The sequence below is a fragment of the Epibacterium sp. ABV4_022 genome, assembly GCF_056159345.1.
Genome location: NZ_JBSWVA010000001.1, coordinates 1,392,501 through 1,407,022, shown reverse-complemented (window position 1 = coordinate 1,407,022; position 14,522 = coordinate 1,392,501). Strand labels below are relative to the sequence as shown.

At 59.8% G+C, this 14,522-nt stretch carries 11 protein-coding genes, 1 tRNA gene, 2 rRNA genes and 1 pseudogene (1 of these 15 only partly in view); 10 read left to right on the top strand and 5 right to left on the bottom strand.

Going from position 1 to position 14,522, the window contains the following annotated elements; genetic code table 11:
- Positions 1-32: 32 nt before the first annotated feature.
- Both ACXAF5_RS06695 and ACXAF5_RS06690 read left to right on the top strand, forming a co-directional pair.
- On the top strand, positions 33-1,016 hold the full coding sequence (locus ACXAF5_RS06695) for a hypothetical protein (protein ID WP_474946007.1): 984 nt from the start codon (positions 33-35) through the stop codon (positions 1,014-1,016).
- A gap of 79 nt (positions 1,017-1,095) precedes the next feature.
- A pseudogene (locus ACXAF5_RS06690) lies at positions 1,096-1,500 on the top strand (transposase); the annotation flags it as partial.
- Between the two features lie 322 nt (positions 1,501-1,822).
- On the opposite strand, the gene ACXAF5_RS06685 reads toward ACXAF5_RS06690, so the two are convergent.
- The gene (locus ACXAF5_RS06685) at positions 1,823-2,695 is read right to left on the bottom strand and encodes a LysR substrate-binding domain-containing protein (RefSeq protein ID WP_474946006.1); all 873 of its coding nucleotides are present in this window, start codon (positions 2,693-2,695) and stop codon (positions 1,823-1,825) included.
- Positions 2,696-2,800: 105 nt separating this feature from the next.
- Between ACXAF5_RS06685 and ACXAF5_RS06680 the strand changes: the two genes are divergently transcribed.
- The 7 genes from ACXAF5_RS06680 to ACXAF5_RS06650 are packed head-to-tail and all read left to right on the top strand — an operon-like array spanning position 2,801 to position 9,660.
- A complete protein-coding gene (locus ACXAF5_RS06680; protein WP_474946005.1) occupies positions 2,801-3,916 on the top strand; it encodes a polyamine ABC transporter substrate-binding protein in 1,116 nt (371 codons plus the stop codon).
- A 57-nt stretch (positions 3,917-3,973) separates the two neighbouring features.
- Positions 3,974-4,861, top strand: coding sequence for an ABC transporter permease (locus ACXAF5_RS06675; RefSeq protein WP_474946004.1), 888 nt, complete (start codon positions 3,974-3,976; stop codon positions 4,859-4,861).
- Positions 4,862-4,864: 3 nt separating this feature from the next.
- Entirely contained in the window at positions 4,865-5,686 is an 822-nt protein-coding gene (locus tag ACXAF5_RS06670) for an ABC transporter permease (RefSeq protein WP_474946003.1), read from the top strand.
- Positions 5,683-6,801 (top strand): ABC transporter ATP-binding protein, encoded by a 1,119-nt coding sequence (locus ACXAF5_RS06665; RefSeq protein WP_474946002.1) that lies wholly within the window; start codon positions 5,683-5,685, stop codon positions 6,799-6,801. Before ACXAF5_RS06670 ends, ACXAF5_RS06665 begins: the two co-directional genes overlap by 4 nt.
- Entirely contained in the window at positions 6,798-8,066 is a 1,269-nt protein-coding gene (locus ACXAF5_RS06660) for an amidase family protein (protein ID WP_474946001.1), read from the top strand. The genes ACXAF5_RS06665 and ACXAF5_RS06660 overlap by 4 nt, the downstream gene beginning before the upstream one ends.
- Entirely contained in the window at positions 8,063-8,956 is an 894-nt protein-coding gene (locus tag ACXAF5_RS06655) for a polysaccharide deacetylase family protein (protein WP_474946000.1), read from the top strand. Before ACXAF5_RS06660 ends, ACXAF5_RS06655 begins: the two co-directional genes overlap by 4 nt.
- Positions 8,957-8,958: 2 nt before the next feature.
- Positions 8,959-9,660, top strand: a complete 702-nt coding sequence (locus ACXAF5_RS06650; RefSeq protein ID WP_474945999.1) for a DUF1989 domain-containing protein — start codon at positions 8,959-8,961, stop codon at positions 9,658-9,660.
- A 74-nt stretch (positions 9,661-9,734) separates the two neighbouring features.
- Here ACXAF5_RS06650 and ACXAF5_RS06645 read toward each other — a convergent pair whose 3' ends face one another.
- On the bottom strand, positions 9,735-10,403 hold the full coding sequence (locus tag ACXAF5_RS06645; RefSeq protein ID WP_474945998.1) for an FMN-dependent NADH-azoreductase: 669 nt from the start codon (positions 10,401-10,403) through the stop codon (positions 9,735-9,737).
- Positions 10,404-10,538: 135 nt separating this feature from the next.
- Between ACXAF5_RS06645 and ACXAF5_RS06640 the strand changes: the two genes are divergently transcribed.
- Positions 10,539-11,423 (top strand): LysR substrate-binding domain-containing protein, encoded by an 885-nt coding sequence (locus ACXAF5_RS06640; RefSeq protein WP_474945997.1) that lies wholly within the window; start codon positions 10,539-10,541, stop codon positions 11,421-11,423.
- 125 nt (positions 11,424-11,548) lie between these two features.
- On the opposite strand, the gene ACXAF5_RS06635 is transcribed toward ACXAF5_RS06640, so the two are convergent.
- From ACXAF5_RS06635 to ACXAF5_RS06625, 3 genes are all read right to left on the bottom strand, one after another.
- Positions 11,549-11,625: transfer RNA gene (locus ACXAF5_RS06635), tRNA-Met, on the bottom strand.
- Positions 11,626-11,680: 55 nt separating this feature from the next.
- Positions 11,681-11,795 (bottom strand): 5S ribosomal RNA (gene rrf / locus ACXAF5_RS06630).
- A gap of 239 nt (positions 11,796-12,034) precedes the next feature.
- Positions 12,035-14,522, bottom strand: a 23S ribosomal RNA gene (locus ACXAF5_RS06625); it runs 343 nt beyond the window's last position.

Here is a 14,522-nt window from a genome sequence, read left to right as displayed (position 1 = left end):
GAAAAATCCCTGACGGTGCCAAGGAAAACACTATGGCAAGCAATCGCTGGTCCGAACCCGAACGCCCTCGCGATTACAAATCCCTCCCCACGTATGATCGGGCAGATTACTGGCATACGCTCGCGCGAGCGATTACGCTCAAAAGTCCCGATATTGCGGAGATCAAGACTTTCAGGGACCAGATCTTTCGGGTGCATTTCTATGTCTTGTCGGTTTTTCTGTTGGGCGTAATGCTATTTGCCCTGATCTTTTCATTTGGGTCGCTGTCTGCAGCCAAGGCTCAGATTATGGATGACTACGAGTATGTCTTTAATTTTGAGGAAAAAATTAGAGGTGAATATCAAGATTTTTGGAAAAATGGGTTGGGTGATACTGTCACTGAGGATGAGTTTTTGTCAGAGATGGAGGCTGGCCATAGCAATCGATTCCTGAGAACAAGCCCTCTCTATATTATCCTCGGCTCGCCCCTCTGGGTCCTTCTGTTCGGCCTGCTCTGGCCCCGCCCTTGCCCGGTGCGCTTTGATCGCAAGCGCGAGGTAATTTACACATGGCACACCAGTTGGTTCCGCAAAACGTTCTACGTCGCCGATGTCTCCCCCTCCCTATATGGTTTGCACGCAGATATCGCCCCTGCTGCCAAAGGACGCCCGATTATGTTCGGAACTTTCACCGGTCCGGTTTCCATTCAGATGTTTCAGGCGGATAATCCTGAAAATAAACGGGAATTTCAGGTGGGTCCCTATCCAACCTGCCACGAACATCACAACATCGATGTGCTTATGTTCATTCAGGCTTTCATGTCCGGTTATCTATATGATGAGTCTGGAAATCGAGCACCATGGAATGGCGATTGGCTGAACAAACTCCAGCGCGGCCCAGTGTTTTTCTTCGATTGGCTCAGGTGGTTCGGCGGCAAGACGCTGGCCCCGACCAGATATTTTGACGAGGCGAAAACAGAAGCTGCTCTGATGGCTTACCTTACCGACCCCAAGACTCGAAACCGAGGGCTAAGCTAGTCTTCGGGTCAGGACGGCGTTGTCGCGCTAATGGGAAAGAGGGATTCACTAAGCGGGTCCTGATGGTGAGATCAGGCACATGCCGAAGCCTGAATCCCCCCGAGACCGCACAACAAACAGGTCAACCCACAACGCGTCGCTCAGGCAACGCGGTTCGCTCTCGGTCTGGTTCGTCTCTGACATGGTTTGGCATGCAGAGACATCCGACAAGCCGGGACGGCCCGAGATGTTTTTGGAATGAGGAGGGTCAGGCAACGATCTGGGAGATCGTTTGCCTGACGAACGCGATCCAAACCTGCCTGACGCTCAAGGTGCTCTTCGCTCTTCTACGGTCGGGCTTGTCGAGAGTTTGATCTAGATTGCCGGACGCGATTGGCCGTTGCCAGACTTTTCGACCTTGCATCGACGGCGGGCGCCGATTGCCGTGCAGATCCCGGATCCCGCCCCTGGCCTGCCGCCCTGCGTTGTGGAGAGCGGAGGAGTTCATCTTCCGGCAGGAGAGAGCTCCCGCCTTGGAAAGCACAACCGAAGAATAGCATCTCGGTAACGGAGTATATTTCAGGGTCACAGCATTGCGGCCAGCGATGCTGTTGCCTTCAATCGGTCGACCCCGCGCAGGCAATTGCTGAAACTCTTCGAAGCACGTCCCGATTGCTTGATCGGTAGTGAGGCATGTGGATCAACGCATCATTGCGCGTGTGAACCGATTGCGATCCAGAGTTTTTGTGCGCCAGATGCCCAGTTCTATGTCTGGCCATATGTGAAACGTGGAACGATGAATGCTGTCGATACGGGGGCGATTGGGCTCATATCTGTTTCGCGGCGTGCCGAACCCAATCGGCGAAGGCCTTAACGCCGTGCTTGTTGCGCGACAGCGGATTGAGCACAAGGCAATAGGCAAATCCGCGCAGATCAGGACCTGAGATTTGCCGGTAGAGCCCTGATTGCAGTCCGCTTTCTACTAGCGCGCTGCTGGACAAAAGCAGCCCCAGCCCCTGATCCAGCGCGTTAAAGGCGGCGCTTTCATCGCTGAAACGGATAATGCGGTCCGACGGGAACGGCTCCCCGGCTTCCTTGAACCATTCTTCCCAGGTCGGGCCGCCCATATCCGGGTTGCGCCAGCGGAAGCCCAGCAGCCGGCTGTCCTGCACGCCGGTTTCCGGACGATCAGCAAGACTGACGGGAATGAAGCGATCCGAGAACAGAACCTCGACGTCCTCGTTCACCGAGGCCTCGGGGCCATATCGGATCGCCAGGTCCAGCCGGTCAACCCGCAAGTCCAAAACGTCGTCGTCGGTTTCGACCTCCACCCGGATCTCGCCGTGCTTGTCGAAAAAATCTGGCAGGCGCGGAACCAACCAACGTTCCGCAAAGGCATATGTGGTCGTGACCCGGACCAGCGATTGCTCGACGTCCTTGTCGAGCATGGCGAAGGCTTCGCCCAAGATATCAAACGCCGACTGCAGCTTGGGGAACAATTCTTGCCCGGCGGGAGTGAGGGCGATCTGACGGGGGCGGCGCTCTACCACTTGGTAGCCAAGATAGGCTTCCAAATGTCTGATCTGGTGGCTGATGGCAGTGGCGGTGACGCTCAACTCTTCCGCGGCTTCGGCAAAACTGAGCCTCCGGGCGACCGCTTCGAAGGCTCGAATTGCGTTTAACGGCGGTAGTTTACGCATGACGTCGCCCACTTGCGCAAAGAAAACTCAGCTTGGCCTGACGAATGGTCATTTGTTTTTGGGCCTCCTCTTTCTGAAGCTTGTGGAATGAAAAGGGAGGGAAAAATGACACATAATATTATCACCACCCGGCGGCGGTTGATCAAGGGGGCGCTTGCGGGCGCGGCGGTCATCACCGCCCCGGCCGTCCTGCGCGCACAGGGTCGCCGTGACCTGTCGATGCTCACCTGGGCAGGCCATGCCGACCCCGATGTGATCGGCGCATTCGAGGAGACGCACAATGTTCGCATCCGTGCCAAGGAGTATGTCGGCGGCGATCAAATGCTTGCGCAAATGGCGCAGTCTCCGGCCGGAACCTACGATGTTATCCTGTCGGATGCGGAATACGTCGTGCAATTGCAGCAAGCGGGCTTCATTGAACCGCTGACGCCTGAGGACTACCCGTTCGACGACTTCTTCCCGGAGTTTCAGAATTTCCGCGGCCACTGGTTCGACGGTCAGCCCTATGCGGTCTTCTTGCGGTTCGGTTTCCTCGGGCTGTCCCATAACCGCGCCGCGATCAGCGAGGCGGACGCCCGCAGCTATCGCAGCATGTGGGGACCGCAGCACGAGGGACGCATCGGCCATTTCGACTGGCATCTGCCCAACCTGGGCGCGTTGAGCCTCCTCAATGGCAACGCGTCGCCGTTTGACCTTGATGAGGCGCATTGGGCGGAACTGACCGAGACGATGATGTCGCTCCGGCCGCAGGTGCGCGGGTTCTATGATTATGGCGGGATGCTGTCGGCGCTGCGCTCGGGCGAGGTAGCCGCGATCCCCGGCATCGGCGACTGGATCACCGGCGTGCTGGCCCGCGATGGTGCGGATGTCACCACGACCATCCCCGAAGAAGGCGGCCTGCAATGGACAGAGTCGCTGTCGATCGGCGCGCGGTCAGAAAACCAGGATCTGGCCCGGACATTCATCCAGTACATGCTGTCGCCAGAGGGGCAGGTAAAGACCGCCACGCTCAAGGCCTATCCGGCAATGATCCCGACGCGGGCGGGCTGGGCGCGGCTGAATGATGAACTGCCGGGAGAGGCGCAGCGCCAGAACATGGTACTGAACGGCCCCAATGCGCTCGATGAGATCCGCGCCGGGCGCATCCGGCTGCGGGAGCTTCCGGTACAGCAATCGCTGGAAGCCTGGAACGACGCCTGGACGCGTTACAAGAACGCCTGATGGCCGATCCGGCCCCGGCGCAGTCGTCGGGGCCGCAGCCTTATCGGAGATATCAACATGACTTCCCCTGCTTTTCCGGCCCGCACTTCGGGGCGCCGGCTCCACTTTCTCTTTAATCGTGCCTGGCAGGCGCTTTGGGTCCTGCCTCTGCCTGCCTGGCTGCTGCTGTTCTTTGCGGTGCCGCTTGGCTTGCTGGTGGCGATTTCATTCTGGTCCGTGGTGAACTACCGGCTGACGCCGGATGCCACGCTGTCGGCCTGGCGGTATGTCCTCGGCCTCGACTTCCTCTGGGCCAGTTTCTGGCGCAGCTACGGTCTGTCGATGGCCAGCGCGATCGCGATTTCGCTGCTGGCCTTCCCGGCGTCCTACGCGATGGCCTTTGTCGCGGCCCCGCGCCAGCGGCTGATCCTGCTGGGGCTTGCGATCGCGCCGTTTTTCACAAGCTATCTCGTGCGCATCTATTCCTGGCAGGTCTTCCTGACAGAAGGCGGCGTGATCTCTTCGGTTGTTCAGGCGTTTGGTGGCAAGGGGGAAAGCCTTCTCAACACCTATTTCGCGCTGTTTCTCGGCCATGCAACGCTGGCGCTGCCGGTGGTGCTGATCCTGCAGACCATCGCCCTTGCCAATGTGAACCGGACCGGGATTTCGGCTGCCGCCAACCTTGGCGCCCGTCCCGGAGCCATCCTGTTCCGCATCATCCTGCCCGCGGCCCGGCCCGGGCTGACACTGGGGCTGCTGTTTGCCTTCCTGCTGTCCTATGCGGAGTTCGTCAGCGCCTCCTATCTGGGCGGCGGCACCTTCCAGACCCTGCCAATCCTCGTGACGGACCTTGTCCGGGCCGGTCAACAATGGCCGCGCGCCGCCGTGGTGTCGTTGCTGATGATCGCCAGCCTGCTCGTCACCGCCTTTGTAACCGTCCTCTGGGCCTATCGCGAGAAAGGATAAGACATGCCTCCGCATCTGAAACACGCCTTGCCAAAAGCCTTCTGGGTTGCCGGACTCGCATTGGTTTTCCTGCTGCTTTATGCACCAATTCTGTCGGCGGTCCTGTTTTCCTTCAGCGCTGACCGCTTCCCAAGCCTCAGCATGTCCGGGTTCAGCACCAAGTGGTACGCGCAGGTCCTGACCGACCGCGCCATGCTGGAGGCCCTCGGCAACAGCCTGACGGTTGCGGGGATCACCGCGCTGATCGCCACCGCACTGGGATTTGCCGCCGCCTATGCGGATTATCGGTTTCGGTTTTTTGGCCAGAAAGCCGTGCTGGCGCTGGCCTTGCTGCCGCCGACGGTGCCGCTGGTCATCCTGGGTCTGGCGATGCTGGCCTTTTTCTCCCGCATCGGCATTGCCGGCACGCTTGCCGCCGTGGTGGCCGCGCATGTGGTGATCGCCGCACCCTTTGCGATGGCGGTCTGCCGTCTGCGGCTGGCGCAACTGGACGAGACGCTGGAAACCGCAGCCCAGAACCTCGGTGCGCTGCCGCATTCCGCCCTTGCCCGGATCGTGCTGCCGCATACGCTGCCGGCCATTTTGGCTGCCTTCCTGATCACCTTTGCCGTATCATTCGACGAATATGTGATCTCCTGGTTCACGGGCGGCTTGAATCAGACCATTCCCGTTGCGGTTCTGACCACGCTTCAGGGGCAGGTCGACCCGACCATCCACGTCATCGGCACATTGAGTTTTTCCGTCACGCTGACGCTGGTTCTGATCGCGCTTGCCGTGGTCCTGCGCCAGAGCGGCGGCGCTATGTCCAAGGAGGAGACATCATGACCAACACACATCTGAAACTGGCGGGGCTTGCCAAGTCCTATGGTAGCTTCATCGCCGTCGAAGAGTTTTCGCTGGATATTGCCGAAGGGGAGTTCATCGCAATCATGGGGCCGTCCGGCTGCGGCAAGACCACGAGCCTGCGCATGCTTGCCGGTCTTGAAACCGCAGACCGCGGTGAGATCACCCTTGCAGGCAACCGGATCGACCAACTGCCGGTCTGGGAGCGGGAAACCCCCATGGTCTGGCAAAGCCTGGCCCTGTTTCCGTTTATGACCGTGCGGGAAAACGTCGAGTTCGGACTAAAGATGCGCGGCGTTACCGGGCCAGAACGCCGTCGCCGCGCCGATGACTGGCTGGACCGGTTGGGCATTTCCACCTATGCAGACCGCAATGTCGCGCGGCTGTCAGGTGGTCAGCGCCAACGCGTCGCCCTTGCCCGCAGCCTGGTGCTGGAACCCAAAGTGCTGCTTTTGGACGAGCCGCTTTCGGCGCTCGACGCCCATATGGCCATCAAGATGCAGGGCGAGCTGAAGAAACTCCAGCGCGAGCTCGGCATCACCTTTGTCTATGTCACCCACAGCCATTCAGAGGCCTTTTCGCTCGCCGATCGGGTTGTCATCATGAACGCTGGCAGGGTCGAACAAATTGGCAGCCCGCAGGACATCTTTCTGCGGCCGCGCAGCAAATTTGTTGCACAGTTTGTCGGCGGGATCAGCCTGCTGGAAGGAAAGGTATCGGGCAGCGAGGGCAGCAAACGCTTTCTGGACACACGCGACGGCAAAGTCCGGCTCGCCAACAGCGGCGGGCTGGCCGAAGGCGCAGCCGCAGATCTGGCTGTACGGGCGGACCGGATCTCCGTGACGGTCGAGCCGGGCTGGGGCGAAAACGAAATCGCCTGCACGCTGGTGTCAGAGGAGTTTGCCGGGGCCGTCGTCAATCTGCACCTGGAAACCGCATCAGGCCGCAGCCTTGTGGCGCAGCTTCAGCAGCGGGATCTGGAGCAGTTGGACGCAAGCATCGGCGCGCGGGTCTATGCATCCTGGCACTCCGATGACGGCTTTCTTCTGGAGCGTGCGCAACAATCGGGGCCGGGACCCAGGGTGAGGGCCGCATGAGGTCTGTTGTCGACAAGACCATGGAGGCTCTGCGTCGAGCCGGTCGGGAAGGGGAGGTTTTTCTGTCCCTGTTGCCGGATCGGGCCCGCGCGGAGGCACGTCAAAGCGATGGTCGCACCGAGAGATTGGGCCCCCTCGATGGGAGCACGGTCTCTTGGAAGGATATGATTGCGATCAAGGGCGTCACCTCGCGTGCTGGCTCCGCCCAGTGGCGCCCCGAGGCCCCTGCCGCAGCGGATGCTGAGGTGGTGGCGCGCGCCCGCGAGGCCGGTCTGGTCAGCATTGGTGTCACCAATCAATCGGAACTGGCGTTCTCCGGCATCGGCTACAATCCGCATCACGGCACTCCGCTCCTCGACGGGCGGGTGCCGGGCGGGTCCTCCTCGGGGGCTGCGGCCTCCGTTGCGCGCGGGATCACCCGCCTCGCGGTCGGTACCGATACGGCAGGCTCCTGCCGGGTGCCCGCGGCGTTTCAGGGCGTGGTCGGCTTTCGGCCCACGCGCGGACGGTATCCGATGCGCGGCGTGATGCCACTCGCGCCCAGCTATGACACGGTCGGCAGCTTTGCCCGCTCGGTTGCCGATATCATCGAGTTGGATGCCATTCTGTCCGGCGACACCGCCCGCCCAGACGCGGCCAGAGGCCTTGCGGTGCTCAGCGACGCGCTCAACGCGGGCGATGTTGCCGCGCCGATCTCCCAGCGCTGTAAGGCGGCGGTCACAGCACTCGAACAGGCGGGCGTCCTGATGGAGCACGCCAGACAGTCGCCTCTGGATGCGGCGCTGGTGCTGATCCGCACGGGCGGCTGGCCGGGCGCCATTGAGGCGGTCGAAACCTATGGGCATCTGCTCGAAACCGACAACGCTCCTCATCTCGACCCCTTTGTCGCGGCGCGGCTGCGCGCGTCGGCCGGTCTGGACCCGGACAAGATCGCGCGCGTCAAACAGGGTGCCAGAGTGTTGCGCAAAACCGTCCGGGTCTCCGATACCATCTACCTCCTGCCGACGGTTGCCATCGAAGCCCCGCATCTGGGGCCGCTGCTGGAAGATCCCGAGAGCTTTGCCGCAACAAATACCGCGGCTCTACGTCTGACCATGCCCGCCAGCCTGCTGGATTTGCCCGCCATTTCTCTCCCCATCGGGAAAACGGACGCGGGGGCTTGGGTGGGATTGCAGCTGGTCGGTCCGCCAGACAGCGACCGCACCCTGCTTGCCACTGCAGAAATGGTCGAAACGCTGCTGATGCAAAAGGAACCCCTGACATGATCCGTAACCCGATAAAATGGCCAAACGGTGCCCGCTGTGCCTGTGCGATCACCTTTGACGTGGACGCCGACAGCCTGATCCACATCGCGCGTCCGGACGACGGGCACCGCCGCCTCTACCCGATCAGCATGGGCCGCTATGGTCCGAATTCCGGTGTGCCGCGTATTCTGGACACCTACCGGAGGTTGGGGCTCAAACAGTCCTTTTTCATGCCCGGCTGGGTGATGGAACAATACCCCGAAACGGTCGAGGCGATCCTTGCCGGTGGGCATGAGATCGGCCACCACGGATACCTGCACGAAGACCCCGCCGAACAGAGCGCCGAGGAGCAGACCTATTGGTTCGAACGCGCGCTTGAGGTTCACCGGCAGATGACCGGCACCACCCCGCGCGGCTATCGCGCCCCGGTCTATAATGTCACTCCCGAGGTGCTGTCGCTCGCGGTAAAGCACGGGCTGACCTATGAAAGCTCGATGATGGCGGACGATCTGCCCTATCGGATCGATACCGCAGCCGGCTCTCTGTTCGAATTGCCGGTGCATTGGGGCAGCGATGACTGGCCGCCTTTCGCGCATTTCGACGAGATCGGCTACAAGATGCCGGTGATGTCGCCACGCCGCGGGCTGGAGGCCTCCTTTGAGGAGTTCGAGGCGCAATACGAGGCTGGCGGGCTCTGGACCGGGATCTGGCACCCCTTCCTGACCGGGCGGCTGGCCCGCTGGCGCGTGGTGGAGCGCTGGCTCGAAGAGGTGCTGTCGCGTGGCGATGTCTGGTTCGCACCGCTGGAAGAAATCGCCGCCCATGCCGCCAGCCAGGAGGCCGAAGGCACCTGGCAGCCGCATCGTGAGCCCGCAGCCCCCTACGCTCATCCCGTCCTGATGGAGAAATAAACATGGATACCCGCGATACCCCGTTTGATGCCGCACGACCCGACGGCGAAAACCCGAGCGCACATCAGACGCTTGCAGAGGATGGTCGCCTCAGCCCAGATACCACCTACACCATTCCCGCCCGTCAGGGCCGGGCAATGCGCGTGAAAAAGGGGGACCTGCTGTCGGTTATCAACCGCGACGGCAGCCAGATCGGCGATTTCTGGGCCTTTGCCGAAAGGGACTGCAATGAATATCTGTCGATGGAGCACCTGCGTCCGACGCTGCGTCGCATTTCGCCACGTCCCGGCGACGCGCTGGTGACCAACCGGCGGCGCCCGATCCTGACACTGGTTGAGGACAGCTCACCCGGCGTTCACGACACGCTTGTCGCATCCTGCGATATTCACCGGTACGCCCAACTTGGACATCAGGGGTATCACGACAATTGTACCGACAACCTGCGCATGGCGCTGCGGGCCATCGGCCTGCGCCCGACATCGGTGCCCTGCCCGCTGAACCTCTGGATGAATACGCCCGTCATCGAAGGTGGCGCGATGGAATGGCGGCCCCCTGTCTCGAGCAAAGGGGATCATGTACTGTTCCGCGCTGAAATGGATGCTGTGGTGGTGATTTCCTGCTGCCCGATGGACCTTCTGCCGATCAATGGCGAAGATGCTGAGCCAAGCGCGCTGGAGGTCAAGCTTAGCCGGGTGCCCGAATGAACCTGACCGCACAACATATTGGTGGCGCGGATGTCGTTCCGCGCCACCCCGCTTTATCGTTTCAAAGGGTTGTGTCAGGCCGCTTGCACCGCCCCACCGGCCAGTTTCATGGCCAGGTAGCGGGTACGGCCCTCTGCCGATTCAACCGACGCCTCGTGACGCGCGTCTTTGAATTCCTGATATTCGATCGCGATCGTCTCGATATCCGCCTGCGCGACGCCGAAATAATGCGCACAAGCTGCCAGCGCCGGGTCGAGCGCGTTGAGATGGGCACGCGGCCCACCGGGGGCAAAGCCGAATTCACCACGCGACGACAGCACCACCAGCCGTTTTCCCGACAGGATCGGTTCGATCGGCGTGTCGCCGCGGGCCAGGTCAAAGGAAAAGGTCCGACCGATCCGCGCGATGTGGTCGATCCAGCCCTTCAGGGCGGCCGGCATTCCGTAGTTGTACATCGGCGCGCCCAGAACGACGATATCCGCCGCGATCACCTCATCGACCAACTCGTCGGACAGGGCCAGACGCTCGGTCATCCACGGCTCACGCGCGTCCGACGGGGTAAAGGCCGCATGGATGAATTTGTGGTCGATCGCAGGGATTGGGTTCAGGCCGACATCCCGGGTGATCACTTTCGTGTCCGGTGCTTGCGCCAGAAAGGTCTGCGTGAACAGCCCGGTCAGATGACGTGTGAGGGAGCGCTCTTCAAGCTGGGCGCTGGCATCAATTCGCAACAGAGTGGGCATGGGCAATCTCCTGAGTTTATGCACTGCACATTGTGCCTACCAAGCGGCCAACCCTTTGGCGAAAGCGAATTTCTCATGGTCAGGGTGTGTGAAATTCACCCTGGCTCCCCCCCCCGAACGGAAAGGATTGAACCGATGCGGCGCTTGCCTCCGCTCCACGCGCTACGTGCTTTTGAAGCCGCCGCGCGGCATCTGCATTTCGCCCGGGCAGCGGCCGAGCTTCACCTGACGCCAACCGCGATCAGTCACCAGGTCCGCCAGCTGGAAGAGATCCTGGAGGTGAAACTCTTCCACCGCTATCCGCGCCCAATCCGCCTGTCGGCAGAAGGCGCGGCATTGTACCCGGTACTGCGCGAGAGTTTCGACCGCATGAGCAGCGCCGTCGCGGGGATTTCGCAGCAGGAGACGGACCGTCCGCTAACGGTGTCCGTCACGGTGGCCTTTGCCAGCCTCTGGCTCATGCGGCGCCTGCCTGCGTTGCGCAGTCAGACCGGATTGAACCTGAAGGTCGAGGCCGATAACCAGCCGGTAGATCTCTCGGGGAGCGATGTCGACTTTGCGGTTCGCTACGCCGTCCAGGCGCAGCCCGAAGATCATTGGCTGCCGCTGTTCCAAGACAAGCTGGTCCCGCTTTGCGCACCGGAACTTCTGCGCCGGACTCCGATCAACGATGACGCCGGTATTTTACGCCTGCCGCTGATCGAGTACCGTTGGAATTGCGGCGCGGAAGCGTCACCAAGCTGGCAGCGCTGGTCTCGCGCAGCCGGGCTCGGGGCGATGGTGCCGGAGATCACACAGCACTTTTCCGAGGAAATCAATGCCATTGACTCGGCGCTTGCCGGTCAGGGCGTGGTACTGGCGTCCAGCGTCTTGGCTGGCGCCGCTGTCGCAGCCGGGCACTTGGTGCGCCTATCTGACGTGGGTTTGCCTGGCAGAAGGTTTTGGGCGGTGAGCCGCGGCGATCATCCTCGTTTTGCCGAAGTGGAGCGCTTTGCTTCATGGGCGCGTTCTTTTGGGTGACCACTGCACGCACCCAAAAGGAGCACGACGCGCTTACGGTTCGCGGCAAGCTGTTGGGATTGTTGAGTACTGCGGACAGCAAGAAGGCCGCTCGTCTTTTGACTGCGGCCTTTGTTTATTAGTATTGGTTGCGGGAGTAGGATTTGAACCTACGACCTTCAGGTTATGAGCCTGACGAGCTACCTGGCTGCTCCATCCCGCGGTGTTTGTTTTTGTGTTTTGTTTAGAGAGGATTTTGTTTTTGGGGTGATTATTAGGTTTGGCGGTGCCCTACTCTCCCACGCCTTAAGACGCAGTACCATCGGCGCAACAGCGCTTAACTTCCGGGTTCGGGAAGGGACCGGGTGTTTCGCTTGTGCTCTGGCCACCAAACCGAATAATCATCCCATAATCTTCGATCCTGAGGAGGTTATTCGGTCGGCTGTGAGAGACTTGAGTATCAAGTCTCGTAAGCCTCCGGATGGCTTGCCGGTTTATGGCGCACTCCAGGATCGAGATCATCAACGTGTTGATCGTCCTTTTCAGGAGATCAACGGGTTGACGATTTTATCATCAACGTGTTGTCCAAGTTTATTGTATGCGTTTTTGGTTTTGGCTGTCTTTTACTGGATCAGATCAAGCCAATCGGGCGATTAGTACCGGTCAACTGAACGCCTTGCAGCGCTTACATCTCCGGCCTATTGACGTGGTGGTCTTCCACGGCCCTCAGGGATACCTTGTTTTGAGGGGGGCTTCCCGCTTAGATGCCTTCAGCGGTTATCCTTTCCGATCATAGCTACCCTGCACTACCGTTGGCACGATAACAGGTCCACCAGTGGATCGTTCACCCCGGTCCTCTCGTACTAGGGGCAACTCCTCTCAAGTATCCTACACCCACGGCAGATAGGGACCGAACTGTCTCACGACGTTCTAAACCCAGCTCACGTACCTCTTTAAACGGCGAACAGCCGTACCCTTGGGACCTGCTCCAGCCCCAGGATGAGATGAGCCGACATCGAGGTGCCAAACACTGCCGTCGATATGGACTCTTGGGCAGTATCAGCCTGTTATCCCCGGCGTACCTTTTATCCGTTGAGCGATGGCCCTTCCACTCGGGACCACCGGATCACTATGGCCGACTTTCGTCTCTGCTCGACTTGTCAGTCTCGCAGTCAGGCAGGCTTTTGCCATTGCACTCAACGAGCGATTTCCGACCGCTCTGAGCCCACCTTCGCGCGCCTCCGTTACGCTTTAGGAGGCGACCGCCCCAGTCAAACTACCCGCCACGCAGGGTCCCGGATCCCGTTGAGGGACCGCGGTTAGACATCAAGAGTGCGAAGGGTGGTATCTCAAGGTTGGCTCCACTGATACTTGCGTTTCAGTTTCGATGCCTACCACCTATCCTGCACATCACAATCCTGATGCCAGTGCGAAGCTGTAGTAAAGGTGCACGGGGTCTTTCCGTCTAACCGCGGGAAGCCTGCATCTTGACAGGCAATTCAATTTCGCTGAGTCGATGTTGGAGACAGCGGGGAAGTCGTTACGCCATTCGTGCAGGTCGGAACTTACCCGACAAGGAATTTCGCTACCTTAGGACCGTTATAGTTACGGCCGCCGTTTACCTGGGCTTCAATTCGGAGCTCTCACCCCTCCTTTTAACCTTCAGGCACCGGGCAGGCGTCAGACCCTATACGTCGTCTTGCGACTTCGCAGAGCCCTGTGTTTTTAATAAACAGTCGCCACCCCCTGGTTTGTGCCCCCGGATCCAAGTTGCCTTGAACCCGGGCCTCCTTCTCGCGAACTTACGGAGGTATTTTGCCGAGTTCCTTCAACATCGTTCTCTCAAGCGCCTTGGTATTCTCTACCAGTCCACCTGTGTCGGTTTAGGGTACGGTCTGATGGAGGGCTATTTCCAGGGACTGCTCAGCAGCCTGCTCAATCCGATAAGAGCAAACTACCTTCGCAATCCGTCACATCCTCCTGGCCCAGGAATATTAACCTGGTTCCCATCGCCTACGCCTTTCGGCCTCGGCTTAGGGGCCGGCTTACCCTGCTCAGATTAGCTTTAAGCAGGAACCCTTGGACTTTCGGCGAGAGTGTCTCTCACACTCTTTGTCGCTACTCATGTCATCATTCTCGCTAGTGATCTCTCCACGGGATCGCTCACGCGCCCGCTTCATCGAAAGAACTGTTCCTCCAATACGCCCGAAGGCGTTAAGGAGGAGCTGTTCTATGTCACACTACGCTCTGCTACCATGCACTATGTGCATCCTCGGCTTCGGCTCATGGCTTGAGCCCCGTTACATCTTCGCCGCAGGACGTCTTATTTAGACCAGTGAGCTGTTACGCTATCTTTAAAGGATGGCTGCTTCTAAGCCAACCTCCTGGTTGTTTTGGACATCCCACCTGCTTTCCCACTTAGCCATGAATTAGGGGCCTTAGCCGGAGGTCAGGGTTGTTTCCCTCTCCACTACGGACGTTAGCATCCGCAGTGTGTCTGCCATCTAGTACTCCCGGGTATTCGGAGTTTGGTTAGGATCAGTAAGCCTGTGGGGCCCCATTACCCATCCAGTGCTCTACCCCCCGGGGTATTCGGATGACGCTCTACCTAAATAGATTTCGCAGAGAACCAGCTATCTCCGAGTTTGATTGGCCTTTCACCCCTAGGCACAACTCATCCCGACCTTTTTCAACAGGTGTGGGTTCGGACCTCCAGTGCGTGTTACCGCACCTTCATCCTGGTCATGCCTAGATCACTCGGTTTCGGGTCTGATCCCACGAACTCATGCGCCCTATTAAGACTCGCTTTCGCTGCGCCTACACCTAACGGCTTAAGCTTGCTCGTAAGACCAAGTCGATGACCCATTATACAAAAGGTACGCTGTCAGCTCGCAAGGAGCCTCCAACTGATTGTAGGCGTTCGGTTTCAGGTACTGTTTCACTCCCCTCGTCGGGGTGCTTTTCACCTTTCCCTCACGGTACTGGTTCGCTATCGGTCAGTAAGGAGTACTTAGCCTTCGGAGGTGGTCCTCCGATCTTCAGACAGGATTTCACGTGTCCCGCCCTACTTAATACGTCCCTCAGAGCTTCCTATACGGGGCTGTCACCCGCTCTGGCTGT